This window comes from Sedimentibacter sp., assembly GCF_032080165.1.
Lineage (GTDB): Bacteria > Bacillota > Clostridia > Tissierellales > Sedimentibacteraceae > Sedimentibacter.
The window spans coordinates 1-25,733 of record NZ_DAMASY010000002.1 but is presented as its reverse complement, the minus strand read 5'-3'; the positions used below and the strand labels follow the sequence as shown (position 1 = coordinate 25,733).

The 25,733-nt window shown below is 32.3% G+C and carries 25 protein-coding genes; 5 read left to right on the top strand and 20 right to left on the bottom strand.

Features of this window, described 5'->3' with window-relative positions:
- Positions 1-52: 52 nt before the first annotated feature.
- The 8 genes from RT412_RS02690 to RT412_RS02655 all read right to left on the bottom strand — a co-directional run bounded on the left by RT412_RS02690 (position 53) and on the right by RT412_RS02655 (position 5,748).
- Positions 53-409 (bottom strand): SpoVA/SpoVAEb family sporulation membrane protein, encoded by a 357-nt coding sequence (locus RT412_RS02690; protein WP_313346482.1) that lies wholly within the window; start codon positions 407-409, stop codon positions 53-55.
- 8 nt (positions 410-417) lie between these two features.
- The gene (spoVAD, locus tag RT412_RS02685; protein ID WP_313346484.1) at positions 418-1,413 is read right to left on the bottom strand and encodes a stage V sporulation protein AD; all 996 of its coding nucleotides are present in this window, start codon (positions 1,411-1,413) and stop codon (positions 418-420) included.
- 22 nt (positions 1,414-1,435) lie between these two features.
- The gene (gene spoVAC / locus RT412_RS02680; protein ID WP_313346486.1) at positions 1,436-1,876 is read right to left on the bottom strand and encodes a stage V sporulation protein AC; all 441 of its coding nucleotides are present in this window, start codon (positions 1,874-1,876) and stop codon (positions 1,436-1,438) included.
- A gap of 292 nt (positions 1,877-2,168) precedes the next feature.
- The gene (gene spoIIAB, locus RT412_RS02675) at positions 2,169-2,600 is read right to left on the bottom strand and encodes an anti-sigma F factor (protein ID WP_313346488.1); all 432 of its coding nucleotides are present in this window, start codon (positions 2,598-2,600) and stop codon (positions 2,169-2,171) included.
- A 9-nt stretch (positions 2,601-2,609) separates the two neighbouring features.
- Positions 2,610-2,969: an anti-sigma factor antagonist gene (locus RT412_RS02670; protein WP_313370841.1), complete on the bottom strand. Its 360-nt coding sequence runs from the start codon at positions 2,967-2,969 to the stop codon at positions 2,610-2,612.
- Between the two features lie 45 nt (positions 2,970-3,014).
- Positions 3,015-4,424: a HAMP domain-containing sensor histidine kinase gene (locus RT412_RS02665; protein ID WP_313346492.1), complete on the bottom strand. Its 1,410-nt coding sequence runs from the start codon at positions 4,422-4,424 to the stop codon at positions 3,015-3,017.
- Positions 4,425-4,432: 8 nt separating this feature from the next.
- A complete protein-coding gene (locus tag RT412_RS02660) occupies positions 4,433-5,116 on the bottom strand; it encodes a response regulator transcription factor (RefSeq protein WP_313346494.1) in 684 nt (227 codons plus the stop codon).
- Between the two features lie 137 nt (positions 5,117-5,253).
- Complete coding sequence (locus RT412_RS02655; protein ID WP_313346496.1) at positions 5,254-5,748, bottom strand: hypothetical protein; 495 nt, start codon at positions 5,746-5,748, stop codon at positions 5,254-5,256.
- A 188-nt stretch (positions 5,749-5,936) separates the two neighbouring features.
- Here RT412_RS02655 and RT412_RS02650 point away from each other — a divergent pair, with 188 nt between their 5' ends.
- The gene (locus RT412_RS02650) at positions 5,937-6,860 is read left to right on the top strand and encodes an AEC family transporter (protein ID WP_313346498.1); all 924 of its coding nucleotides are present in this window, start codon (positions 5,937-5,939) and stop codon (positions 6,858-6,860) included.
- Positions 6,861-6,880: 20 nt separating this feature from the next.
- On the opposite strand, the gene udp is transcribed toward RT412_RS02650, so the two are convergent.
- From udp to RT412_RS02625, 5 genes are all read right to left on the bottom strand, one after another.
- Entirely contained in the window at positions 6,881-7,654 is a 774-nt protein-coding gene (udp, locus tag RT412_RS02645; RefSeq protein WP_313346500.1) for a uridine phosphorylase, read from the bottom strand.
- Between the two features lie 24 nt (positions 7,655-7,678).
- Positions 7,679-8,515 carry a deoxyribonuclease IV gene (locus RT412_RS02640; protein WP_313346502.1) on the bottom strand — a complete coding sequence of 279 codons (837 nt, stop codon included), beginning with the start codon at positions 8,513-8,515 and terminating at the stop codon, positions 7,679-7,681.
- 270 nt (positions 8,516-8,785) lie between these two features.
- Positions 8,786-9,331 carry a GNAT family N-acetyltransferase gene (locus RT412_RS02635; protein WP_313346504.1) on the bottom strand — a complete coding sequence of 182 codons (546 nt, stop codon included), beginning with the start codon at positions 9,329-9,331 and terminating at the stop codon, positions 8,786-8,788.
- 87 nt (positions 9,332-9,418) lie between these two features.
- Positions 9,419-11,344 carry a threonine--tRNA ligase gene (thrS, locus tag RT412_RS02630; protein WP_313346506.1) on the bottom strand — a complete coding sequence of 642 codons (1,926 nt, stop codon included), beginning with the start codon at positions 11,342-11,344 and terminating at the stop codon, positions 9,419-9,421.
- A gap of 293 nt (positions 11,345-11,637) precedes the next feature.
- Positions 11,638-13,326 (bottom strand): DEAD/DEAH box helicase, encoded by a 1,689-nt coding sequence (locus tag RT412_RS02625; RefSeq protein WP_313346508.1) that lies wholly within the window; start codon positions 13,324-13,326, stop codon positions 11,638-11,640.
- A gap of 197 nt (positions 13,327-13,523) precedes the next feature.
- Between RT412_RS02625 and RT412_RS02620 the strand changes: the two genes are divergently transcribed.
- Positions 13,524-14,246: an MBL fold metallo-hydrolase gene (locus RT412_RS02620; RefSeq protein WP_313346510.1), complete on the top strand. Its 723-nt coding sequence runs from the start codon at positions 13,524-13,526 to the stop codon at positions 14,244-14,246.
- A 207-nt stretch (positions 14,247-14,453) separates the two neighbouring features.
- Complete coding sequence (locus RT412_RS02615; protein WP_313346512.1) at positions 14,454-14,951, top strand: hypothetical protein; 498 nt, start codon at positions 14,454-14,456, stop codon at positions 14,949-14,951.
- 159 nt (positions 14,952-15,110) lie between these two features.
- Here the strand turns inward: RT412_RS02615 and RT412_RS02610 are convergent, their stop codons facing one another.
- From RT412_RS02610 to gpr, 5 genes are all read right to left on the bottom strand, one after another.
- Positions 15,111-15,908, bottom strand: coding sequence for a TPM domain-containing protein (locus RT412_RS02610; protein ID WP_313346514.1), 798 nt, complete (start codon positions 15,906-15,908; stop codon positions 15,111-15,113).
- A gap of 14 nt (positions 15,909-15,922) precedes the next feature.
- A complete protein-coding gene (locus RT412_RS02605) occupies positions 15,923-16,489 on the bottom strand; it encodes a LemA family protein (RefSeq protein ID WP_313346516.1) in 567 nt (188 codons plus the stop codon).
- A gap of 12 nt (positions 16,490-16,501) precedes the next feature.
- On the bottom strand, positions 16,502-18,307 hold the full coding sequence (gene lepA, locus RT412_RS02600; RefSeq protein WP_313346518.1) for a translation elongation factor 4: 1,806 nt from the start codon (positions 18,305-18,307) through the stop codon (positions 16,502-16,504).
- A gap of 283 nt (positions 18,308-18,590) precedes the next feature.
- Positions 18,591-19,718, bottom strand: a complete 1,128-nt coding sequence (gene spoIIP, locus RT412_RS02595; protein ID WP_313346520.1) for a stage II sporulation protein P — start codon at positions 19,716-19,718, stop codon at positions 18,591-18,593.
- Between the two features lie 108 nt (positions 19,719-19,826).
- Positions 19,827-20,759 (bottom strand): GPR endopeptidase, encoded by a 933-nt coding sequence (gene gpr, locus RT412_RS02590; RefSeq protein WP_313346522.1) that lies wholly within the window; start codon positions 20,757-20,759, stop codon positions 19,827-19,829.
- Between the two features lie 179 nt (positions 20,760-20,938).
- Between gpr and rpsT the strand changes: the two genes are divergently transcribed.
- A complete protein-coding gene (gene rpsT / locus RT412_RS02585; protein ID WP_313346524.1) occupies positions 20,939-21,202 on the top strand; it encodes a 30S ribosomal protein S20 in 264 nt (87 codons plus the stop codon).
- Between the two features lie 38 nt (positions 21,203-21,240).
- On the opposite strand, the gene holA is transcribed toward rpsT, so the two are convergent.
- Positions 21,241-22,275 carry a DNA polymerase III subunit delta gene (holA, locus tag RT412_RS02580; RefSeq protein WP_313346526.1) on the bottom strand — a complete coding sequence of 345 codons (1,035 nt, stop codon included), beginning with the start codon at positions 22,273-22,275 and terminating at the stop codon, positions 21,241-21,243.
- Positions 22,272-24,599: a DNA internalization-related competence protein ComEC/Rec2 gene (locus RT412_RS02575; RefSeq protein WP_313346528.1), complete on the bottom strand. Its 2,328-nt coding sequence runs from the start codon at positions 24,597-24,599 to the stop codon at positions 22,272-22,274. Before RT412_RS02575 ends, holA begins: the two co-directional genes overlap by 4 nt.
- Positions 24,600-24,673: 74 nt before the next feature.
- Here RT412_RS02575 and RT412_RS02570 point away from each other — a divergent pair, with 74 nt between their 5' ends.
- Positions 24,674-25,645, top strand: a complete 972-nt coding sequence (locus RT412_RS02570) for a ribonuclease H-like domain-containing protein (protein ID WP_313346530.1) — start codon at positions 24,674-24,676, stop codon at positions 25,643-25,645.
- Positions 25,646-25,733 lie beyond the last annotated feature (88 nt).

Below are 25,733 nucleotides of genomic sequence, written 5' to 3'. Positions count from 1 at the left end.
GCAGGTCATCCTGAACAAAAAGAGTTTAGCCCTAAAAGCTAAACTCTTTTTACTACTTATTTCCTTTTGGATTAAATATAATCGAAACTATGTAACCGAAAATCAGTGCTGCCGCAACTCCCGGTGCGGTTTTTATGACTCCTCCGCTTAAAGCTCCCATAAAGCCTTTCGATGCTGCTTCTTCTATCGCGCCTTCTGCAAGAGCATGACCAAACCCTAATAGCGGTATCGTAGCACCTGAATAACCTATTTCTATTATTTTATCATATATTCCGAAATATCCTAAAAATGTTCCGGCAACTACCAATAAAACTAACAGATACGCATTATTCTTTTTAAAGGTATCTATTACTATCTGTCCTAAGACACAAATAATCCCCCCAACCACAAAACTCATAACATAATTCATAGTCTACCTCACATTTCTATTCCGACACAGTGAGCAATTCCAGGTATACTTTCTCCCTGCAATGTAGCCGTTGGCGAATGAAGTGCTCCTGTTGATGTAAATAAAAGCTTATTAATTTCCTTGTTCAATAATTTCTTATATAAGAAACCTCCAAAAACAGTTGCCGAACATCCGCAGCCGCTGCCGCCTGCATGAACATCCTGTTTTTCCAAATCAAAAATAATTGTTCCGCAGTCATCATATATATTTTCGATACTGTTATTTTCTTCGTTAAACATTTTATTAACAATGGATTTTCCGACAGTACCTAAATCTCCGGTAACTATTAAATCATAATTTACTTTTGTATCTGTAAGATGCTGATTTAATAAATCGTAGGCGGCCGGTGCCATGGCTGCACCCATATTATTGGCATCCTTAACTCCTAAGTCGGTAATTTTTCCGAATGTAACATTTTTAATTTTGGGACCGAAACCACCATTAGAAAGCCATACTGCTGAAGCTCCCGTAACTGTCCACTGAGCAGACATATGTCTTTGTCCACCCATTTCAAGAGGCAGACGATATTGTCTTTCAGCACTGCAAAAATGACTTGAAGTAACGCATAGTACATTGCTTGCAAAGCCACCGTCAATCATTAACGCACCTAATCCCATAGAAAGGGCCATTGTTGAACATGCTCCGTAAACTCCTATATATGGAAGCTGCAAATCCCTTGCGGCAAATGAAGAAGAAGTTATCTGGTTTAATAAGTCACCTGCTATTAAAATATCAATGTCATTTTCCATAAGATTATTTTTTTGCATTAAGCTTTTAACTGCTTCTTTTTGAAATTTTAATTCGCATTTTTCCCATGAGTCTTCTCCCCATAAATCATCATCGACGATTAAATCAAAACAATTCCCTATTGGACCTTCGCCTTCTTTTTTTCCTGCTATGGTAAATGTATCTCTTACAAATACATTATCTTTTATCTGAAATGTTTGTTTACCAATCTTTTTCAACTTCTCACTCCTTTGAAACAAATTATTTAAACATTAAGCTCAGTATTCCTACTATGAATGCGGCAAAATAACCAAATAGCAATACCGGCCCTGCCAATTTAAATATATTTGATGCAGTACCTAATATAAATCCTTCCCTTTTAAATTCAAGTGCAGGTGAAACAACCGCATTTGCAAATCCGGTTATAGGCACAGCTGTACCTGCCCCCGCAATTTTACTTAGCTTATCAAACCAGCCTAATCCCGTTAATAAGGCTGTCATTGCTACTAATACTACCGAACTGATTGTACCTGCTTCTTGTTCTGGAGTACCAAAATTATTAACAAAAATATTTTTAATAACTTCACCTAATAAGCAGATAGCTCCTCCAAAAATAAAAGCATATATACAATTTTTCAGCATTTTGTTTTTTGGTGTATATTCATCGACTACCTGCTTATAGCTATTTTTATCGTATTTCATCCGATTCCTCCTAAAGCAGTACAGCACTTTCAGGTATTTTTTTCAAAGATCGATCTATACTGTTACCGTAAATGATAGCAGTAAAGCTAATCAGTAAAACTATTACTAATAAAAAAATCTTTTTTTTCATATAAATCACCTCATAAGTATTATTTACAAAAAATTATTTTGAATACTAAAAAAAAGCACTAAGAGTGCCTTTTTTAATATTAATTGTAAAATTTTATCACCATTCAACTTATGATTAGCAAGAAAAGTATATGAAAATGCTGTATTTTATAATTAATTTTTTCTATTTTTTTCTTTCACTAATTGTTTTTCGCATTATAACTTTTGTTCCAACATCCTTTTCTGATAAAACAACAACTTCATCCATATACGTTTCCATAACAGCAAAACCCATTCCAGAGCGTTCTAATTCCGGCTTAGTTGTATATAAAGGTTCTCTTGCCATTTCTACATTTACTATACCTAAACCATAATCTTCAACAATTATTTCAATTAGCTGCCCCTTGATTCTGCATTCAATTTGAATTTCACCAACTGTATTTTCGTAACCATGAATTATTGCATTTGTTACGGCCTCAGAAACCGCGGTTTTTATTTCAATTATCTCATCAATAGTTGGATTCAAACTTGCACAAAAAGCTGCAACTGCTGCTCTTGCAAATGATTCATTTGTTGATAAACTTGGTATTTTAAAAATCACATAATTATTTTGCATTTCGTCCCCCTATTTAATACTAATTATTTTTCCTATGCCGCTCATGTCAAGGATTTTTCTTACTTTGCTGCTTGCATTGGTTATTTCAATAACACCGTTTTGTTTTCTTATTAATTTATAACGACCTATTACAAAACCAATGCCGGAGCTGTCAATAAAATCAAGTTTTTTTAAATCTATAACTATTTTATTGTATTTTCCTTCATTAATTTTTTTATCAATCAACACTCTGCTTTCATCGGCACTGTGGTGATCTAAATCCCCTTTGAGTTTAATCGTCAAGGTTTGTCCAGATTCTAAAAATTCTAAATTCACTTTTCTCAAATCCTTTCTCAATAGTAATGTACAAGCTATTATACTATTAAACAAAACTATTTTCCTTGACTTCTTTTGTTGCAATTTGTCGATTTGTATCTAAATTATATATGGCAGCATAATTGAAAATTCAGAGCCCTTACCTATTGTACTTTTAACCTTGATTTTTCCCTTATGACCTAAAACTATAATTTTGGCTATTGATAAGCCAAGCCCATGACCGCTGATTTCCTTGCTTCGGGACTGTTCCGCCCTGTAGAGACGGTCAAAAATTTTGTTCAAATCCTTTTTCTCAATTCCGATACCCGTATCTTCTACTTTAATTACATAGTAATCATCCTGCAAAAATCCGGAAACCATTATATAGCCGCCTGCAGGTGTATATTTTATAGAATTATCGATTATAATTCTTATTGCCTGTTTTATTCTCTTTATATCTCCGTATATATTAGCATCATCGTAAAATTTAAAATACAATTTATGATTAGCATCAATCATTTTAGTTTCTTTTTCTATTTCGTAAAGTATTGTGCTTATTTTAAAATCTTCCTTCGAATAAGCAAGATTACCTTTATCGCTACGTGCGATGAACAACAGTTTCTCTATCAAATCCTGCATATTATCTGTTTCATTTTTTATTGCTCCGATTGATTCTTCAAGTACCGCTTTATCATTTTTACCCCACCTGTCAAGCATGTTAACGTAGCCCTTTATTACCGCTATAGGTGTTCTGAGCTCATGTGATGCATCAGAAACAAATTGCTGCTGAAATTTATATCCTTGCTCAATTCTGTCCATCATCTCATTAAATGTTTGGGATAGCTCTTTTAACTCATCCTGAGTACCCTTTACATCCAATCTTGTATTAATGTTGTTAACCGTAATGGTCTTGGTTATTTCAGTCATGTTTTTTATGGGACCTATTAATCTGTAGCTTGTGCTTGATATTATAGGAACGAAAATCAAAAGTCCCACAGCTCCTGAAACCAATACCAAAACAATTATTTTTAAAGCATCATTTATCATTAGCTCTGCATCATAGCTTATATTTAAATAGTAATCCCGATTATTAAAGTAAAAACTGGTAGAATATACATATTCCCTATTATACAGCAGGTTTTCCAAAACTACAATTATATTGTCGGAATATCTTTTATGGTTGTTATAAGGATAGACAGAATTTAAGCTGTCATCATATATTTCAAAGGATTTAGCGCTGCTGATTATTGATGTATTCCCTTCAATATCAGGAAATTCTTTTTTTATATTGGAAACATCCTGATTTATAGTATTGCGTTCAAACTTTTGAAATTCAAACACCATGCATCCGGCAGATGTTGCTACTGCAACGATTAAAATAATTATAATATAAATAAGCAAATATGAGGCAGAAATCTTAAATGCAATGGAGAATTTCAGCCTCTTTAAAAGCCCGATTACAAATCTCAGTATTAATTTAAAAGGATAAAGCAGTATACTTAATAATGAGTTTAGTATTCTTTTAATCATGTTCTCTCTCAATCCCTTATGATATAACCTACACCTCTTACCGTTTCAATAAGATTTATGTTGTACTTCTGATCAATTTTGCTTCTTAAATATCTGATATAAACATCTATAATATTTGTATCTCCAAAATAATCATATCCCCAAACCTTGTCAAGTATCTTTTCTCTTGTCAATACGATGTTTTTATTTATCATTAAAAATTCCAACAGCTCAAACTCTTTCTTGGTTAAATCTATATTTTCATTTTCATATTCAACCTTGTAGTTATTTTTAGATAGCTTAAGCTTGCCTATTTCCATTATTGATGAATCTGTCTTGGTTTTATTTACCGTTCTTTTTAACAGCACTCTTATGCGTGCTAACAGCTCTTCAACCGCAAACGGCTTAGTCATATAATCGTCTGCTCCTATGTCAAGACCTGTTACCTTGTCGGAAATATCATCCTTTGCCGTGAGCATGATTATGGGAACATCCGACGTCTGCCTTAACCTTCTGCACACTTCTATCCCGCTTAAACCGGGCAGCATCAAATCCAGTATTATAACATCTACGTCCGGCGACTTTCCTTTTTCCAAACCGTCCCTGCCGTTATTAGCTATTTCTATTTCATATCCTTCATATTTTAATTCAAGCTCTAAAAACCGAGCTATTTTTGCTTCATCTTCTACAATGAGAATTTTCTTCTTTTCCATAACATACCTCAGGTTTTTTCTTACATTATACTATAGAAGATGACCCAAATCAATAGATTTGGTGTCAGTCACTTATACTATAAGTGCAAAATAGAATATCAGGTCAAAGCCCTGATATTCTATTTTTTCTATTCAATCTATTCAATAATTATTTCATTTTCAGATTCGTCATCTTCTTCTACGACTATGTTAAATTCTTCATCTTTTATGATATTTTCTGACTTAACCTTAATTTTTTCGACTGTTTCCTTCACGTTTTTCTTAATTCCGTTAACATTCAGCGAGCTTTTAGCTCTGTAAACTTTAATTTTACATGATGTTAGAATTGCCAGCACAAATAATACTATTACTGCCCAAAATGCCATCAGGAATGTAAACAATACAATCACTAAAGGTACGTCCAGTAAATTGTTTCCATGTTCGTTTTTAACTGACATCCTCAAGGACAACAATTTGTCGGTAAAGCTTGTAAAGCTTCCTTTATATTCTGTCTTTTTTCCCTTTTTCTTTTCAAGCTCTATAATTGATTTTATTAAATCTCCGTCATTTTTCTCCAATGTTGCCTTTGCCTCTTCATAGCTTACATTAACTCTATTTCTAAGCTCATCAATTTGTTCCAATGTTACTTTCATTTATTTCACCCTCCATTTATTATTTCTTTTGATATTAATATACCTTTAAATAATTAATATGTATTTACAGCAATATTAGAAAATGATTAAAAATAAATTAAACATAAATTTTTATTATTATTAATATAAAGAAACAATTAAAACCTCTTACATAATATGAAAGATAGCTACATAGTGGGAGGTTTATTTTGGATACTTCAGCAATTACAGAAAGTGTTTTTTCTCTGTTCATAATAATGTTAGTAGGAGTTTATGCCAGCAAGAAAAATATTATCACGCAAGAAATAAACAAAGGTCTGACTGACATCCTGATAAAAATTGCATTACCTTTTATGATTGTATCATCCTTTATATTTACATATGATGAATCTATTAAAGCCAATGTATTGGCAACATTTTATTTAAGCTTAGGTGCTTATGCTATTATGGCCGCTGTTTCCATTATTCTTTTATTGCCTGTTAAAAATGACAAGAAAACAGTGCTTCATTTCGCTAATGTGTTTGTAAACACAGGTTATATAGGTTTCCCCGTATTAAATTCAATATATGGCTATGAAGGTGTTATTTATGGTTCAATTTTTAATTTATTTTTTGTTATTTTTCTATGGACCTACGGTATTCTGCTTTATAAAGGAAAATTAGATAAAGGTTATTTAAAAAAAGAAATTGTTAATCTTCTCTTTAATCCTTCAATTATTGCCGTAATAATCGGTATTATTATAATGCTGTACAACATAGAAATAAAAGGAGCGATATTATCAAGTATAAAAAGCATCGGTAATATTACGGGACCATTGTCTATGTTTATAATAGGTGTAATTTTATCTAAGATTAAAATTACACAGCATATTAAGGACTGGACCGTTTATTACGGGATAATAATTAAATTAATAATTATTCCCGTAATAATATATTCGATTTCACTTTTACTGAAAGAAATGACCATAGCTGTTTATGCCGTAATTATTATGACAGCCATGCCTGCATCGGCCATGACATCCATATTAGCTGAAAGCTATAACAAGGAAAAGGAATTTGCAGCCATAATTGTTTCAGCTACTACGCTGATATCCTTAATAACCGTTCCTATTCTGATAAAATTTATAACGTAAAGCAGGGTTGTTGTCCCTTGTCACTTATTATCTTTCTTTATTAATATTCTGATTGCTTCTATCGCTGTCTTTATTGCAGCTTCGGTATCATGCTCCTGAGGATCATCAAGGCCCAATTTTCTTCTTTCCTGGTTTGCTACTACATTTAATATAGCTCCCACACGTACCTTTCTGAAGGCTCCCACTATAAACAATGCTGCTGATTCCATTTCTGATGCAAGAGCCCCTAATCTCAGCCATGCTTCCCATTTATTCATCAAATCATAGCTTACAGGCTTAATTTCCGGTGAGTGCTGACCGTAAAATGAATCCTTGCACTGAACTACACCCACATGATATTTTTTACCTAAATTTTCTGATGCTTCAACTAATGCATTCAATACTTTGTAGTCAGATACTGCGGGAAACTCCATGGGTGCGTACTCTCTGCTTGTTCCTTCCATACGGATAGCTCCGGAAGCTATAACCAAATCGCCTCCCATTACATTTACGTCCATACCTCCGCTGGTACCTACACGTATAAATGTATCTGCTCCTATATTTGCTAATTCTTCTAATGCTATTGCTGCAGATGGTCCGCCTATACCTGTTGATGTAACGCTTACTTTAACGCCATCCAGATATCCCGTATATGTAACGTATTCTCTGTGATCTGCCACTAAGACAGGATTGTCAAAATGCTTTGCAATTTTTTCACATCTTTTAGGATCTCCCGGCAATATAACATATCTGCCTACATCGCCCTCCTTCATATTAATGTGATATTGAACATCTTTTGAATATACAGTACTCATGTGTCCTCCTCTTTTAATTAGATATTATAATTTCTCATATGCTTCTCTGAGCATTTTTATTTCTTTTGCATGACCGTCTAATTCGTTAGGTGTTTCCAAAACAAATGGCAGGTTTCTTAATTTAGGATGATTTATAATCCTGATTATTGCTTCTAAGCCGATTTGTCCGTTACCTATTGTTTCATGTCTGTCTTTTTGACTGTTAAAAGGGTTTTTGCTGTCGTTTAAATGTATTGCGTATAACTTATCAAGTCCGATAACCTTATCAAACTCATTTATAACACCGTCCAAATCGTTTACTATATCATATCCTGAATCGTAAACATGGCATGTATCGAGACACACACCTAACTTTTCAGAAATATTGACTCCATCTACTATTTGCTTTAATTCTTCAAAGGTACGACCTATTTCCGTTCCTTTGCCGGACATTGTTTCCAGCAAAACAATAGTGGTTTGATTTTCTTTTATTACTTTATTTAATGCATCGATAATATATTTTATGCCAGCTTCAACACCTTGCTTTACGTGGCTTCCGGGATGAAAATTATAATAATTATTTGGCAAAAATTCCATCCTCAACAAATCATCCTCTAAAACCTCCGATGCAAATTCTCTCGTTCTTTCATCAGCTGAGCATATGTTTAATGTATATGGCGCATGTCCGATTACCTTTGCAAATTTGTGTTTTTCCATTATATCTCTTAGCTTTTCAACATCTTCGGCATCTATATTTTTAGCCTTGCTTCCTCTTGGGTTCCGGGTAAAATATTGAAAAGTATTAGCTCCTATTTTCAGTGCATCTTTTCCCATTTTCTCATATCCGTTGGAAACGGATAAATGACATCCTATTTTTAACATAATACCTCCATATTTATTATTATACCCTTTATGTAAGTCATAAACAATAATTTAATAATATGGTGTTTCTCTTCTATCCTGCTTGTGTTCCGTTTGGAACAAGTTTTTCAGGCACCGCTAAAACAGGAATAATAATAGTACCAACTCTGATATCAATCTTATCTAAATTATTCATTGTAATTTAATTTTTTATCGTTTCCATAATATCTCCTTTTTATAATTTATAAAAGGACGGGGGTAATCCTTGATGTAGGCACCCTCGTCCTTTTATTACACCGTTTCCGCATCGGTGCCTAATTCAATAACATATTGTTTGAAAACTTTACCATTAGGATCAGTTATAATATCGTATAATTTTCCACCACAACTCCTTATAACAGATTCTGATGGTATATTATCAACTCTGCATGTTAAATAAATTGAATTTAATCCTATTTTTTTTGCATAAGGCAATGACAGTTCAAGTAACTTTTTTCCATATCCATTATGTCTGTACCTTGGCGGTACATCATAGCCAATATGACCATGAATATTTGCATTTTTATGTCTTAATCTAATACATCCAAATACTTTTCTGCTTTCTTCTTCATTCGTTAACCATAAAGTTGTAACGGCTATCGTCCATCCTTTTGGTAGATTTTCTCCTTTTGCATTAGCTAAAAGCTTATCAACATATTTTCCAAAGTCCGTTAAGGCTTCCTTATATGTGTCATAATATTCTATTTCATTATTCTCTTCATAGTCATAAATATTTTTGATAAATTCTTTTTCATAAATCGTAGAAGGATTGACTAATCTCAGTTTTTCACTACTCATTAACTCCCTCCTAGCATTTAATACTATATAAAATAAATTTACTGACAAGGAAGTGATTGTGTCATCAACCACTTCCCTGTCACTTTTTTATACTGACTGTGGTGAGTCGTTTTCTCTGTTTTTAATTTTGTTTAAAATTGTATTGCTTATTTCTTCGACGCTCATGCTTCCTATATCGCCTTTTTGTCTTTCTCTGACTGAAACAGTGTTGCTTTCTGCTTCTTTTTCTCCGACTATAAACATGTAAGGCACTTTTTCCATTTGAGCTTCTCTTATTTTATAACCTATCTTTTCAGCTCTTGAGTCTAATTCTACTTTAATGTTTAAATCAAACAGCTGCTCCTTTACTTTTTTTGCATATTCCATGAATTTATCGGAAATAGGCAATATCTTAACCTGTACAGGTGCTAACCATGTCGGGAATGCTCCTGCATATTGTTCAATAAGAATGCCGAAGAATCTTTCGATGCTTCCGAATGCAGTTCTGTGAATCATTATCGGTCTGTGTTTCTGTCCGTCTGCTCCCACATATTCCATTTCAAAACGCTGAGGCAGCTGGTAATCTAATTGAATTGTACCGCACTGCCATGTTCTTCCTATGCAGTCAGTGAGGTGGAAATCTATTTTAGGTCCGTAGAATGCTCCGTCTCCTTCGTTAATGATGAAATCAAGTCCTAATTCTTCTAAAGCTGCTTTCAATGAAGCTTCCGCCAGATCCCAGTCTTTTATTTCTCCCAAGAATTTTTCCGGTCTTGTTGAAAGTTCTAATTTATATGAAAATCCAAATTGTTTGTAAATTTCATCTATTAGTTTTATAACGCCTTTAATTTCATCCTTTATTTGTTCAGGAAGTATAAATAAATGGGCATCATCCTGCGTAAATGCTCTTACACGCATCAAGCCGTGAAGCGCACCTGACAATTCATGTCTGTGAACTCTTCCTGCTTCCGCCACTCTTAAAGGAAAGTCTTTATAAGAATGCATAGAATTTTTATATACTAAAATGCCTCCGGGGCAGTTCATAGGTTTAATTGCAAAATCCTGTTCATCGATTACAGTTGTATACATGTTTTCTCTGTAGTTATACCAGTGTCCTGACACTTCCCACAAATGTCTGTTTAACATTAACGGAGATTCTATTTCTACATATTCGGCTTTTCTGTGCATTTCTCTCCAGAATTTCATAAGTTCATTTTTAACTTCAACACCCTTTGGAAGGAAGAACGGGAATCCCGGCCCCTCTTCAGACATAAAGTACAATTCCAATTCTCTGCCGAGCTTTCTGTGATCACGCTTTTTAGCTTCTTCAAGCATTTTTAAATATTCTTCTAAATCCTTTGCTTTTTCAAAGCTTATGCCGTAAATTCTTTGAAGCATTTTGTTGTTTTCATTGCCTCTCCAATAAGCTCCGGCAATGCTTAACAGTTTCATTGCTTTTGGTTTTTTAGTAGATTCAAGATGTGGTCCGGCACAAAGGTCAACGAAATCCCCTTGCTTATAGAATGATATTATTGCATCCTCAGGCAAATCCTGAATCAATTCTACCTTGTATGACTCTTGTTTTTCTTCCATAAATTTAATTGCTTCAGCTCTTGGAAGTTCAAATCTTTCAAGCGCCAGACCTTCTGTTACTATTTTTTTCATTTCGGCTTCGATTTTCTCAAAATCCTCAACAACAAATCTATGCTCTACATCAATATCATAGTAAAATCCATTATCTATGGCAGGTCCTATTGCCAATTTTGCATCCGGCCACAATCTTTTTACCGCATGAGCTAAAATATGGGATGATGTATGCCAGAAAACATCCTTTCCTTCTTTATCTTCGAATTTAAGAAATTTTATAGCTCCATCTTCTTTTATTTCCTCCATGAGACCGATTGTTTTACCGTTGTATACAGCTCCCACAACATTTCTTGCTAAACCCTCGCTGATACTTTTTGCTACGTCAACAGCCAATACTCCGTCTTCATATTCTCTTACACTATTATCAGGTAATGTTAATTTAATCATAATATCCTCCTATTTTTTAAATAATCAAAAACAAAAAATCCTTGAACATAAATGTTCAAGGACGAATATATCGTGGTTCCACCTTTATTGCTTCTCAATGGATTTAAGGCATCCATACCAAGTCATTACACATAAGCTTTCTGACTTAACTCCGGATTAGTTTTCAAACAGTCATACAAAGGAAACTCCCAGCCATGTTTTCCCTCTCTTGATTGCTGTTTCTGCTCTACTCGATCCATCACAGTTTATTTTGAGTATTATATTACTAACAATAAAGTTTTGTCAACACTTTTTTATTTTTTTCTTGGTTTCTTTCTTTGATTACCTTGATGACTCTGATATTTGAATTTATCTTCAGATGATTTGCCCCTGCTTTGTCTGGACTTTTTCTCCTTTGATATTTCAATTATGACATCTTTACCTTTTATCTGAGCTCCAACCATATGTTTAAGTATTCTGTTTTTGTGCTCCGATGCTGCATTAAAGAAAGAATAATTTTCTAATACCTCTATTTCACCGATATCCGAGCCGGGTATATCACATTCTCCGGCAACAGCTCCTAAAATGTCTCCGGGTCTTATTCCCTGCTTTTTACCAAGGTTTACATGGAATCTGACTGTATCCTCCATCCTTCTTTCTTTGCTTCTCAATGATTTCTTTCTTTCAGGCAATACGTCATTTAAGTCTCTTTCTTCCGAGTAATCAAATTTAACTAATTTTTTCATCATTGCGGCAATCAGAGTTTCGGGATCATAACCTTGAGACAATAATCTTTGTGCTAACTCTCTGTTTTCACTGAAGTCATTTTTTTCTATAACTTCTACTACACCTCTTATAAATTTATCCTGCTTAACCTCGTTAACCTTATCAACAGTAGGAATAGTTCTTTTGCGAAGAGGCTTTTTTGTATACTTCTCGATTGCTTCGATTTTTTTCATTTCCTTTGCAGATACAAGAGTAAAAGAGCTTCCTTCTTTTCCTGCTCTACCTGTCCTGCCTATACGATGAACGTAATAGTCTTCCTTAGAAGGAACTTCATAGTTTATAACAACCTCAACCTCTTTAATATCCAGACCTCTTGCAGCTACATCGGTAGCTATGAGAATTTCAATTAAACCATTGTTGAATTTGTTTAAAGTATCCAATCTTTGTGACTGTTTTATATCTCCGTGTATTTTATCGCAGTTATATCCCTTTTCTATTAATTGGTCATACAATTCATCAACAGATTTTTTTGTATTGCAAAATACCAATGTGAGCTTAGGTGTATAGGTATCTATTAATCTTGAGAGGGCTTCTACCTTATCACTGTGCTTTACCATAAAATAGCTTTGTTTAACTTCCTTAGCTGTTATACCTTCTCTGAGAACCTTTATAGGTACGGGATTATTTAAAAATTTCTTTATCATTTTCTTCATTTCATCAGGTATAGTAGCTGAAAACAACAAATTCTGTACCGGATGGTCAACATTGCTGAGTATCAGTTCAATGTCCTCTCTGAATCCCATTTTAAGCATTTCATCTGCTTCATCCAGCACTGCTATTTTTAACTCATTCAATTTAATGACACGTCTGTCAATTAAATCAATAACCCTGCCGGGAGTTCCGACAATTATTTGGGCTCCGCCTTTTAATTTATTGATTTGTTCGCGTATATCAGCACCGCCATAAACGGTTACCGTTTTAATACCATCTAAATACTTTGCGATTTTTCTGAATTCATTTGCCACCTGTACAGCCAACTCTCTTGTCGGAAGTAATATAAGTGCCTGTGGCATGCGTAAATCTTTATCTATTTTTTCAAGAATAGGAATTGCAAAAGCTGCCGTCTTACCTGTTCCTGTATTTGATTGCCCTATTATATCTTTTCCTTCCAGTATAACAGGAATTGCTTCTTGCTGAATTTGTGTGCCTTCTACAAAGCCCATTTCATCCAAGCCTCTTTGAATGTTGTCATTCAAATTTACATTTTCAATTTTCATTAAGTTTATCATCCTTTATTTTTAATAACTTCTCATTATACTATGTTAATTCAACTAACACAATAAGTATTTTACTAAATTTATTTATTATCGGAAACACATATGTATTTTTTCTTTATTAAAAGTTATTATTCCGCTTTTTCACATGAATAATATATGATATGATAGTATCAAAATAAATAAACAGGAGTTCGGATATGAAAATATATTATGTATATCACAGTTGCTTTATAGTTGAAACTGGTAATTCATTTTTAATGTTTGATTATTTTAAAAATAAAAAGGATACTCAAGCGAATTTTAATTTTGGCGAGCTGTTAAAAAATATTATCGACAGTTCTAAGCCGCTTTATGTTTTTGCATCACACAGCCACCAGGATCATTTTAATCAAAGCATTTTTTCTCTTACTGAAGAAAAATCAAATAAATATTACATATTAAGCAGTGACATAAAGCTTTATAACAACATTGATAATATATATGTTGCAAAACAAAACACGGAAAATAAAATTAACAATTTAATAATCAATTCCTTCGGTTCAACTGATGAGGGTGTCAGCTTTTTAATTAATGATGATGAAACTCATATATTCCATGCCGGTGATTTAAATTGGTGGAAATGGTCTGATGATACCGAAGAGGAAGAAAAGGAAATGGAAGATGCATTTAAAACAATTATTGGTGATATTATAAAATTAAATACAAAAATAGATATTGCCTTTTTCCCGGTTGACGGAAGATTGGAACAAAATTATAAATGCGGAGGAGAATACTTTATAGAAAAGCTTCAGCCTGAAGTATTTATTCCAATGCATTTCTGGGATAATTTTCAAACTACTTCAGATTTTAAAAAGCACATGACAAATACATTAACAAATATAATCGAAATAAGTCATAATAGTGAAATAATTAGATTATAACTGACAGATAATAACCATATTTAATTAGTCTTAGTGCTAAAGTCCATTGCCAAATATTTTTTCAATAAGCGCTTTGCCCCATCATTAAGTTAGAGCTTAATATGCTGCAGACAAATATTTGCCTCATTTTTTAAAATTAAAACAGTATAATTTATAAAAAATCATAATATATATTACAAATAATATTTATTATTAGGGGGATTGGCAATGAAAATAACTATAACAAATGAAAGCGGTGATTGGAAAGAAATGCTTTATACAAAGGATAAAGTTACATACGAGGTAAAAAGTCAGGAAATAATGGATTTTTTTAATCAATTGGCTGAAATCTACAGCAACAATGAATGCATGGATGAAACGTATGAATGCCTTTATAATCTAATTAATTATGGTTACCTATATACAGATTCGGAAGCAAATATCAGCTATTACAATGACGACGATTATTATGATGATTACGACGATTATGATGACTACGATGATTACGATTATGATGAACATGATTTTATATCTCAGGAAGGTTTTAAATTAATCGAATCTACAATTGAATACTATGTGGATGGAGAAAAGGCTTCAAAAGAAGAGTACGATGATGCCTGGGATGACAGATTGGGCTATCTTGGTTCTTCAAATTGGGAAGAAAACGGACTTTCTATAATAAATGCCGAAACAGATGAAATTATATTTTTAGGCAAAATTTCTTAACAATTGATAAGCAATAGATGGGCAATTGTAATGCAATTGAAAAATCAAATAAAAGAACCCGATTTTTAGAGTGTTCTCATAATTCATATCGGGTTCTTTTTATATTTATCTATTGATTACCCATTGCAAATCCATAGCTATTCTATCGTATATCCATCGTTAAAAGCCTCTTCCTGCCCCGCCGCCGCCGGAACGACCTCCGCCTCCAAAGCCTCCACCCCCGGAACGACCACCAAAGCCGCCGATGTGAGTTCCGCTTCCGAAATTAGTAAATCTTGGCATAAAATAAGGCATAAAAACACTTCTGCGGCCTCTTCTCCTGCCGCCTCCAAAACCGTTAATTATTATGATTAAAACAATTAACATTATTAGCCTGAATAATGAACCAAAGTCAGAGGATCTGCCTTCATACGGATTATCTATTTTTATATCACCAAATATGTCTTCATTGCTATAACCATATTCGTCATTAACTTCTATAGCTAAATTGTAAAATATATTTTCTAAACCCGTGGAATAATCTCCTTCCGAAAGGTAATCCAAGGATTCATCTAATATACGCCCTGATTCAGAATCTGTTATGGCTCCTTCTAAACCGTATCCAACCTCAATTTTAATTCTTCTTTCCTCTAATGCCAATAACAAAAGTACACCGTTATCATAACCTTTATTTCCTATTTTCCATTTTTCAAAGAGCTTTACCGCATAAGTATTTTCATCTAAGCCCTGCATGTTTTTTACAGTAACAACAACTATTTGAGGTTTCTCTTCGGTATTTTCATAGTTCAAATTAATCTTCAATATATTGTTTTTAGACTCTTCACTCATTAAATCAGCAAAGTCATTTATATAAAATTCTCTTGTGGGCTCAGGTAAATCAATGTTAAGTCCGTATGCAACAGTTGATGTTATTATCAGTAAGGCTGCAAGCATAACGACTAACCGATTTTTATTCACAGTATCACTCCTTATTAATCAAAATTTACTTTTGGCGCTGCATCAGCTCCGGGAGCTGCTTCAAAATACTGTCTCGTTTCAAATCCGAACATTCCTGCCAATATATTTTTAGGAAAGCTTCTGATAGTTGTATTATATCTGCTTACTACTTCGTTGTATCTATTTCTCTCAACATTAATTCTGTTTTCAGTACCGGCAAGTTCATCCATTAAACCTGTAACATTTTGATTGGACTTAAGTTCAGGGTAATTTTCTACCACAACCAATAATCTTGCTAATGCACCTTCTAATTCATTAGATGCCTGCACACTTTCGTCTACAGAACCTGCACCGGCTAACCTTGCTCTTGCATCTGCAATCGCTGTAAAAACTTCCTGTTCATGAGCCATGGCTCCCTTAACGGATTCAACTAAATTAGGTATCAAATCAAATCTTCTTTGAAGACTGCTCTCAACAATTGCCCATTGGCTGTTTACTTCTTCATCTAAAGCAACCAATGAATTGTAGCTTCCAAAGATACTCATAACGAATATCCCTGCAATTATTAAAATAGCTATTAATACTATTAATCCTTTCTTCATATTTATCACCTCTTAATCTTCATCAAATTTTAATACTGCCAGGAACGCTTCCTGCGGAACTTCTACGCTGCCTATTTGCCTCATACGCTTCTTGCCTTCCTTCTGCTTCTCAAGCAGCTTTTTCTTCCTTGTTATATCTCCGCCGTAACACTTTGCCAAGACATCTTTTCTAAGCGCCTTAACGGTTTCTCTGGCAATAATCTTGCCTCCCACTGCTGCTTGCAAAGGTACTGCAAATAAATGTCTCGGAATTACGTCCTTCAATCTTTCTACAATTGATCTTCCTCTTTCATAAGCTTTATCTTCATGAACTATTATAGAAAATGCATCCACTAATTCGGAATTTATCAGAATATCCATTTTTACAAGCTCTGAACGCACGTAACCATGCAATTCATAGTCTAACGAAGCATATCCTCTCGTTCTTGATTTTAATGCATCGAAAAAATCATATATTACTTCATTCAACGGAAGCTTATAATGTAATATTACCCTTGTTGCTTCCATATACTCCATATTTTCAAATATTCCTCTTCTGTTTTGACAAAGCTCCATTATTGCTCCCACATATTCCGTAGGAGTCATTATTGATGCATTGACAATAGGTTCTTCCATATAATCTATTTCCTGTACAGAAGGCATATTTGTAGGATTTTGCAACACTATCATCTCACCGTTTGTTTTATAAACTTTGTAAATAACACTTGGTGTCGTAGCAATAATATTTAAATCAAATTCTCTTTCTAATCTCTCCTGTATAATTTCCATGTGCAATAAACCTAAGAAACCGCATCTGAATCCAAATCCTAAAGCAATAGATGTTTCCGGTTCAAAGGTTAAGGAAGCATCATTAACCTGAAGCTTTTCCAGTGCATCACGAACCGAGTTATATTCCTCTCCTTCAGCCGGATAAATACCGCAATACACCATTGATGTAACCTTTTTATAGCCCGGAAGAGGTTCCTTAGCAGGGTTAGAATCATTTGTTATAGTATCTCCTACGCGGCAGCTTTTAACTTCCTTCATACTTGCACACAAATAACCCACATCGCCTGAATACAATGCGGCTACCGGCTTCTGAGTAGGAGAAATAATTCCTACTTCAGTAACATCAAAGCTTCTGCCAGTTGACATCATTTTTATTCTGTCACCTTTTTTTACTTGCCCCTCCTTTATTCTTATAAAAGCCACAACACCTCTGTAGCTGTCGTAATAAGAGTCGAATACCAATGCTTTTAAAGGAGCATCTTCTTCTCCGGAAGGAGCAGGTATTTGTTTGACTATGGCTTCAAGAACCTGGTCAATATTTATATTGTCTTTGGCAGAAATAAGAGGCGCATTTTCACAATCAAGACCAATTACATCTTCTATTTCCTTTTTAATTTCATCAGGTCTTGCACTCGGCAGGTCTATTTTATTTATAACCGGTACTATTTCTAAATCCTGATCCAATGCGAGATAAACATTCGCCAGTGTCTGTGCTTCTATTCCCTGTGAAGCATCTACTACCAATACGGCTCCTTCACACGCAGCCAAGCTTCTTGACACCTCGTAGTTAAAATCCACATGACCTGGAGTATCTATCAGGTTAAGCGTATATTCATGACCGTCCTGAGCTTTGTATAATAAGCTAATGGTTTGAAGCTTAATAGTTATTCCTCTTTCTCTTTCCAAATCCATGTTGTCCAAAACCTGTTCCTGCATTTCACGATGAGAAAGAAGCCCTGTATTTTCTATTAATCTGTCTGCTAATGTTGATTTTCCATGATCTATATGAGCAATAATCGAAAAGTTTCTTATATATTTTCTTCTGTCCAAAAAAACGTAACCTCCCTAAATTTACGGATATAGGGTATTATATCAAAATTTATGTAAATATAAAAGCATTATTTATACTGCTCTTATATTAAAATGCGGACAAATATTTGTCCGCGGCATATTAAGCCCTAACCCCATTTTTCAAGTGTTTTTTCTGAAAAATGGCGGTAGGTCTAATGCACAGAATGCCAAATTTATGCGAATACAATGAGCAAATAAATTTGATGCATTCTCCTGCTGTAAGCAGTATATACTAATTCGCTTCTATGGAACTGATTTAATGCTAATTAGTATTACTGATTTCGTCAATATATTCAACCATTATATCTGTTAATAATTCAATAGTATAATTGACTTCATCTATGTGATTCAGCGTGCTGCCTACCTCAAGTAATAATGCATAATCCGAATAATATTGATTGAAGTATGCGCCGGGTCTTACTATTACATCTCTAAACAATCCGGGGTACATTTGTTCCGATATATTAAAAAGCAGCTGAGCATTTTTTTTAAGCTCTTCCGAATTTCCGTTTTTATCACCTACTACCAATGTGCATGTTGCTGCAGTTTTATCGTTTATTATTGTTGTTTTCACTCTCGATAAAAACTGTTCATAGCTTGAATTTTCTTCTGCACCATCTCTGTGTATATCTATAAGTATATTTTTTTTGCTATTAGACAATACCTGACTTACCGCATAGCTTGAATTAGCATAAGATGAATTATAATCAGGATAATCATTATAATCCTTTAAATGAGTAACATCAATTCCTATGCTTTTCAAATTACTCGTTATTTTGCTGCCTACTCCCATTACATTGTATTTTTCATCATGAGATCTGTAATTACCTTCAACATGAGGAAAATATGCCTCTGTTCCATGAGTATGGAATATCACAACATTAAGCTTTTCATTAACAGAAGCAGCGTCGATTATTATATTTCTTGGAGCGCTGCTTCTTGAAGCTGGTGATTCTATAATCTTAAAAAAGTCTTCATGTATATTATTTGCTGTAAATATCGGTGTATTTGTTATAGGCTTTTTTTCTTCTCTTTCGTTATATATTTCTAAATCTTTTTCTTCTGTCTCATTACTTTCTATTGTTTTAAAAACTTCTGTGTTAGATTTATCTGCACTTTCTATTAGCTTGTTTGAGCTCTCATTTTCCTTGAATGTTCTTTCTAAGAATATATTAAAGTAGGACATAATTTTGTCTATGGCACTTGTCTTACCTTCATTGCTGTCTCCATTATAGAGAATAGATATAGTAGTAATATCCTGCCCTGACTTTCTTTTCTCCGACAAATTATATACATAACTGTATCCAACAAAAAGTACAGTCAAGCACACAATTGACATCATCATGTAAAACCTTGTTCCACTCTTATTTCTTCTTCTTTTTCTTTTCATGATCCAACTCCACATATTTTCTTAATAGTAATATATTATTTTAAAAGTAATATATTAATTTATATGTGTATTGTTTCCTGAATAATACTGTTATTTTTTACAATTATATTACGATTCAAATCCGGGATGAACAGCTTTATTGATGGATAATGCAAGCATATCAGATAAATTATCCATAAGCTCGTCGACAGAGCTTGGTGTTACAATAGACTCACCATACATAGGATTTAATATCTCTTTTATAAACATATGCTTTTCTTCATATTCTAAGTCACCTAATATTCCCATTATGCTTCCTGCATCATCCGTCTTGTCTTTTAATGCTTCCTCCATTGCCTCAATAGTATCATTTACTATAGTTGCTGTATCGACTACTGTAGGGATCCCTATTGCCACAACCTTTACACCCAGGGTTTCTTCATTCAACGAGCCCTGCATATTTCCTATTCCTGAGCCCGGTTCAATTCCAGCATCAGTAATTTGTACAACAGAACAAAGACGTCTCATTTTTCTTGATGCAAGTGCATCAATTATTATTAATAATGTAGGTTTAATTTTTTCAACTATGCCAACGATAGTATTAATAGTTTCTATCCCTGTGGTTCCTAAAACTCCCGGCTCCAATATGGATACTTCGTTAAAGTCCTCATCAAAATCCTTGTTATATGCCTTGAAAAATTGACGCGTAACTTTAATTTTATCTAACGTCTTAGGTCCCAAGGCATCTGCTGTTATGTTTCTGTTACCTAAACCAACCACTAAAATTCTATCTCTTTGCAGGTTAGAAACTTCCTTTATTGCATTACACAGTATGTCAATAACTTCTTCTCTTGACTCCTTACTTAAATTTTTTAAACTTCCTGTTTCATATGTTATATATTTGCCTCTTTTTTTACCCACTGCTTTTTCTGCCGTCTCATCAGTTATTTCAAGCTTTACTACTTCACCGTGTTTAAAATTCTCGGTTTTTAAAATAACGCCTTCTGCTTTTTGAGCTAAAGATTCATTAGCTTCATAAGCCAAGTCTGTCCTATAAAACATTGCAACCTCCGTATTTCAATATTAAATTTATTATTGATTTTTTAAATTTTTTTATTCTTTTTACTTGATTTTTATATAATTTGACTGTATAATTGATTTGCTGTCAAAAATGTTGAAATAATGATAATTATGTGCTAAAATAATTAATGGCTTATAAGAACACTAAGGAGGTGAATACTTTGGCAAATATTAAATCTGCAAAGAAAAGAATTTTAGTTATAAATAAGAAAACTGAAGTAAATAAGAGCAGAAAATCTGAAATCAAAACATATATAAAGAAATTCGAAAAAGCAATAGCTGAAGGAAATTATGATCTTGCTAAAGAATTATTGGTAATGTGCGAGAAAAAATTATACCAGGCAGCTGCAAAGAATACTATTCATAAGAATGCAGCAGCAAGAAAGGTTAGCAGATTAACTCTTAAGTTAAATAAAGTGGCATAAAAATAACCGGCTTCACCGGTTTTTTTTATGCCCTAACCCTATTTTATAATCCCGTTAGTAATAAGCTCAAGCCCTATACGGCTTTCAATTTCTCCTGTTTTTATCTTTTTATCAATTTCAAGCATTTTTTCTAAATAATATTCTATTTTCTCGCTATTTAAGCTTCTTGCCTGCTTTGAAAGCTTATTGGCTACAAAATTTTTCAATTTCATTTTACTCATTATCTCATTGAAATTATAGCCTTTATTGCTTAAAATAACGTACTGATAAAGCATTCTGTACTGTCTTACCAGCATATGAATTATAACCTGCTCAGGAGTATTGTTTAACAGCATATCATCCAATATACCGAATGCCTGCTCTTTATTGCCGTCACATATATTATCAATAAGCTTAAATATATTGCTTTCCGACGACTTAATCAATAAGCTGTCAACATCCTCCATTAATACATCCTTATATCCTGTTTTAAAGGATGATATTTTATCTATTTCATTATTGATATGATAAAGATTAACAGTGCTTTCATATTCTAAATATCCCGAATTATTTGCTATATAATTAGCAAGATGTAAATTAATGTTTAAATTGTTGCTCTTAAATCTATCTGCAATATATTTGGACAACTCTGACTCATTGAGTTTATTTATTTCAAAAATTGCATTGTTATCTTTAAATTTCTTAACAATTTTTTTCCTTGAATCAGGTTTCTTATCCTTTAATAAAAATACCTTTATACAAGAGTCAGAACCCTCGTCCAAAATTTTATTAAACTTTTCTTCATCGTTTTTATTTAAGCTTCCTGTAGATGTTAAAAAAATTGCTTCCTTTATTACACAAAGCTTTTTTTCGGATATAAAAGGATATGTGGTTACGAATTCATAGAAGTCCACAAAGTTGTTCTCTATTTTTTCAAATTCTATGTAATTCATACTTTCATAATTTTCATCAATATACTTTTTCTTTATATTTTTCACTGCATCATCTATTAAATAATCTTCAGTTCCAAAAATGAGAACAAAGCTTGGTACTCTTGACTTTTTGAGTATATCAGAAATAATTTTGTAGCTCATATTCTTCTCCCTTGTATTTTAATATATATTAAAAGTATACAAAATGCCATTAATTTTGTCACAAAACCTAAAAAATATAACTCGTAATAGTTTTCAGATTTTATATCTGTATAAGTATTATAATATATTTTATCGTCTTTTAAAACAAAATTAATTTCACCATGCTCATAGGTTGATAAAATTAAGCTTTTTTCATTTTTATATCGTTCTATTACTTCTCTATGTGGTATACCGTATTTATTCTTACCGTAACTAAAAACTGCAATTTCAGGGTTGCTGTTATATACAAATTTATCAGATGAAGAAGTTGAGCTGCCGTGATGAGGTACTAACAGAATGTCAATCTCAGGAATGTCGTCAATAATAATATTTTCTACGTCTTTTTCTATATCACCGGTAAATAAAATCTTTTTATTATTAAAATTAATCAGCATAACCAATGATGTATTATTTGTTTTATCTGATATAATATCTTTTTCAGGCCATAAAATATCAATATTTAATTTATCTGTCCTGTAGCTCATACCTTTATTTAATATGCTTATATCTTTTATTATTTCATTATTGGTAGCTGGGGCAAATATATTATCAACCTTTATTTTGCTGCTTAAAAGGTCGTTTAAGCCGGAATAATGGTCACTGTCCCAATGGCTTATAAATACTCCGTCAATTTGATTGATTCCTCTTTTAATAAGATACGGCAACACGGTATATTTACCAAAATCTCTATTATTAGAGCTTCCACAGTCTATTATAAGGTCGGTATTTCTATATTTAACGTGTGTGAATAACCCCTGCCCCGCATCTGCTACATTTATATAAATCAAATTATTTGCAGGAGTCATGAATGTAACTATATACATGACAATCAAAGTATAGATACCACTTTTCTTTATAGGAGAATTATTATTGTTATAAACGTATATCACAAAAATAATCAATATATAAAAGTAAGCTATTAATGGAATTGTCATCGTTTGTATAGTAAATCCGTTAAATCCGAATTTCTCCGTAAAATTTACCGTATACCTTAAGCTGTATAAAAGATAATCAAAAATCCTGAATGGAATCACCAATAAGAAAGGAACAAAGCCATTAAATATTAATAGTATAAATCCATAAATCATTAAAATCGTGAAAATCGGCAATAAAAGTATATTATATACAATACCCATAACAGGCACATAATTAAAAAAGTAAGCTATAACCGGCAATGTAAACAACATAAGAAATAAATATAAATATATTAACCTGATAATAGTGTTTTTTGATTGAATATTTTTTAAAATATATTTGTTGTATATTATTATGCTTAATGCTGCAGAAAAGGATAATAAAAAGCCCGCATCAAATAACCAAAATGGATTGTACACCGTTAGTATAAGGGCAGCTAAACCGATGGCATTTAACGAACTGTATTTTCTGTAAAAGATTTCTGCTCCGAACAGCAGGGTAAACATAACGAGTGACCTCATTACTGAGATCGGAAAACCGATTAAAAATCCATAACACCACATTATTATCCATGTAATAATCAATCGGGCTCTTCTGTTTAAGCCACAATATTTAAGCACTGTTAACAAAAAGCCATATATAAGAACAATATGAGTTCCTGAAACAGCAAAAATATGCGCTAAACCCATTACCTTTACATTATCATAAAAATTCTCGTCTAAATAATCTACATTACCCAATAAAATAGATAAAATTATATCTGCATTGCTGTCGTTTAGCGAATTATAAAACATCTTTTCAGTATAATTTTTAAAATTAGCTGATATAGTGTTAAAATATGAATAGTTTTCTTTAATTGTCGTTATATTGTCTTCTGCAAATACTACAGCACTGATCTTCTTAGCCCTTAAATAATTTTTATAATTGAATAATAACTTGTTTTTGCTGATATTACTGTCAGCCACATTAACATTTGCTTTAATAATGCTATTTTCTTTAATATCGTATTTGCTGTCAATATAAATAACTGTATTTTCCTTACCAGGCAAAATTACATTATTTATGCTTATTACAGAAGCATTGTAACTTGAATAGCTCGATTCTGATATATTTCTATCCTTAATCTTAGCTGCTATTTCAATATTTTCATCAATATGTTGTGATAATTTTGAAATAGAATTGTAATAACAATTAATAAATGATAATATTAAAAATGTAATAATAACAGAATTATAAATATATTTTTTGGTGTAATAGGAATTAAAAAAAAGTAAAACAAAAACTGCTATAAACATATAGCTGAAAAAGCCGAATTCATAAGAAATAACTCCCATTGAATAAGCAAAAAACAAAGAAATTATTATATACACAATACACCTCATATTATTTTACCAAAAATTAGGTAATAAATAAAGAATTTTGTACAAGCATATCAGGAGAAAAAATGATAATAAAGACAAATGAAGTAAACTACGAAGACATCAAATCAGATTTAACTTACTTATTTAAAGAAGCTTTCTTTATTGATATAGAGTCAACCGGCTTATCACGTGTTTATTCGGACATAATTTCTATAACAATATTATTGCATGAAGAAGGAAGCTATAAAATACATCAAATATTCTGTGAATATAAAATAGATGAGCAAGAAGCCCTTAAATATCTTAAGGATTTAATTAAAACTAAAAAATATATAATAACTTACAACGGTAATAGCTTTGATTTGCCGTTTTTAGAATACAAGTTACAAAATTATAACCTTAATTTTGATTTTAATAATTTTATTAAAATAGATTTGTATTCCTTAATAAGACAATTTAAGAACAAAATCGGTACAATAGATTTAAAGCTTAAAACAATTGAAAATTATTTTAATATAAATAGAAATGATACCTTATGCGGTAAAGATATAATTACATTATATGAAGCATTTCGTATAGAACCGAGAAAAGAATTTTCATATCTTATACTTCAGCATAACTATGAGGATGTATATAATCTCCCTATATTATATAGTCGTATAATTACTCTTTTCGATACTTTATTATTTTTTAATAATCTTATAATCTATGTAATAAACGATGATATTTCTATCAAAAAAAATACTTTAATTTGTAAATATAACATAACTGCAAGCTATAAAACAGATTATATTCATAACAACATAAATTTTAATATAAATATTAATAATAAGGCTTCAAAAATTGAAATTCAGGTACCTTTGAGCTTTTATTCAGATAATAAAATTAATGAATTTTATTTTATCGATAATATTGATTATAATATTAAATCTTATAGCGCAATTGAAGGAATTAAAAAAAATCTTATACCTATTAAATTTAATGATAAGATATTTAATAATAATGTAGTAAATGTCATAAGCCATATTTTAAATAATGTATTTAACAAAAAATAAAAATGACTTATGTTTCCATAAGTCATTTTTTTGATGCCCAAACGCGGAATCGAACCACGGACACGGAGATTTTCAGTCTCCTGCTCTA

What these genes read in the sequence shown, in the direction of transcription:
- RT412_RS02690 (WP_313346482.1), bottom strand. Translation starts at nt 409, where the DNA reads ATGAATTATGTTATGAGTTTTGTGGTTGGGGGGATTATTTGTGTCTTA.
- spoVAC (WP_313346486.1), bottom strand. Translation starts at nt 1,876, where the DNA reads ATGAAATACGATAAAAATAGCTATAAGCAGGTAGTCGATGAATATACA.
- spoIIAB (WP_313346488.1), bottom strand. Translation starts at nt 2,600, where the DNA reads ATGCAAAATAATTATGTGATTTTTAAAATACCAAGTTTATCAACAAAT.
- RT412_RS02665 (WP_313346492.1), bottom strand. Translation starts at nt 4,424, where the DNA reads ATGATTAAAAGAATACTAAACTCATTATTAAGTATACTGCTTTATCCT.
- RT412_RS02660 (WP_313346494.1), bottom strand. Translation starts at nt 5,116, where the DNA reads ATGGAAAAGAAGAAAATTCTCATTGTAGAAGATGAAGCAAAAATAGCT.
- RT412_RS02655 (WP_313346496.1), bottom strand. Translation starts at nt 5,748, where the DNA reads ATGAAAGTAACATTGGAACAAATTGATGAGCTTAGAAATAGAGTTAAT.
- udp (WP_313346500.1), bottom strand. Translation starts at nt 7,654, where the DNA reads ATGAGTACTGTATATTCAAAAGATGTTCAATATCACATTAATATGAAG.
- RT412_RS02640 (WP_313346502.1), bottom strand. Translation starts at nt 8,515, where the DNA reads ATGTTAAAAATAGGATGTCATTTATCCGTTTCCAACGGATATGAGAAA.
- RT412_RS02635 (WP_313346504.1), bottom strand. Translation starts at nt 9,331, where the DNA reads ATGAGTAGTGAAAAACTGAGATTAGTCAATCCTTCTACGATTTATGAA.
- thrS (WP_313346506.1), bottom strand. Translation starts at nt 11,344, where the DNA reads ATGATTAAATTAACATTACCTGATAATAGTGTAAGAGAATATGAAGAC.
- RT412_RS02625 (WP_313346508.1), bottom strand. Translation starts at nt 13,326, where the DNA reads ATGAAAATTGAAAATGTAAATTTGAATGACAACATTCAAAGAGGCTTG.
- RT412_RS02620 (WP_313346510.1), top strand. Translation starts at nt 13,524, where the DNA reads ATGAAAATATATTATGTATATCACAGTTGCTTTATAGTTGAAACTGGT.
- RT412_RS02615 (WP_313346512.1), top strand. Translation starts at nt 14,454, where the DNA reads ATGAAAATAACTATAACAAATGAAAGCGGTGATTGGAAAGAAATGCTT.
- RT412_RS02605 (WP_313346516.1), bottom strand. Translation starts at nt 16,489, where the DNA reads ATGAAGAAAGGATTAATAGTATTAATAGCTATTTTAATAATTGCAGGG.
- spoIIP (WP_313346520.1), bottom strand. Translation starts at nt 19,718, where the DNA reads ATGAAAAGAAAAAGAAGAAGAAATAAGAGTGGAACAAGGTTTTACATG.
- gpr (WP_313346522.1), bottom strand. Translation starts at nt 20,759, where the DNA reads ATGTTTTATAGGACAGACTTGGCTTATGAAGCTAATGAATCTTTAGCT.
- holA (WP_313346526.1), bottom strand. Translation starts at nt 22,275, where the DNA reads ATGAGCTACAAAATTATTTCTGATATACTCAAAAAGTCAAGAGTACCA.
- RT412_RS02570 (WP_313346530.1), top strand. Translation starts at nt 24,674, where the DNA reads ATGATAATAAAGACAAATGAAGTAAACTACGAAGACATCAAATCAGAT.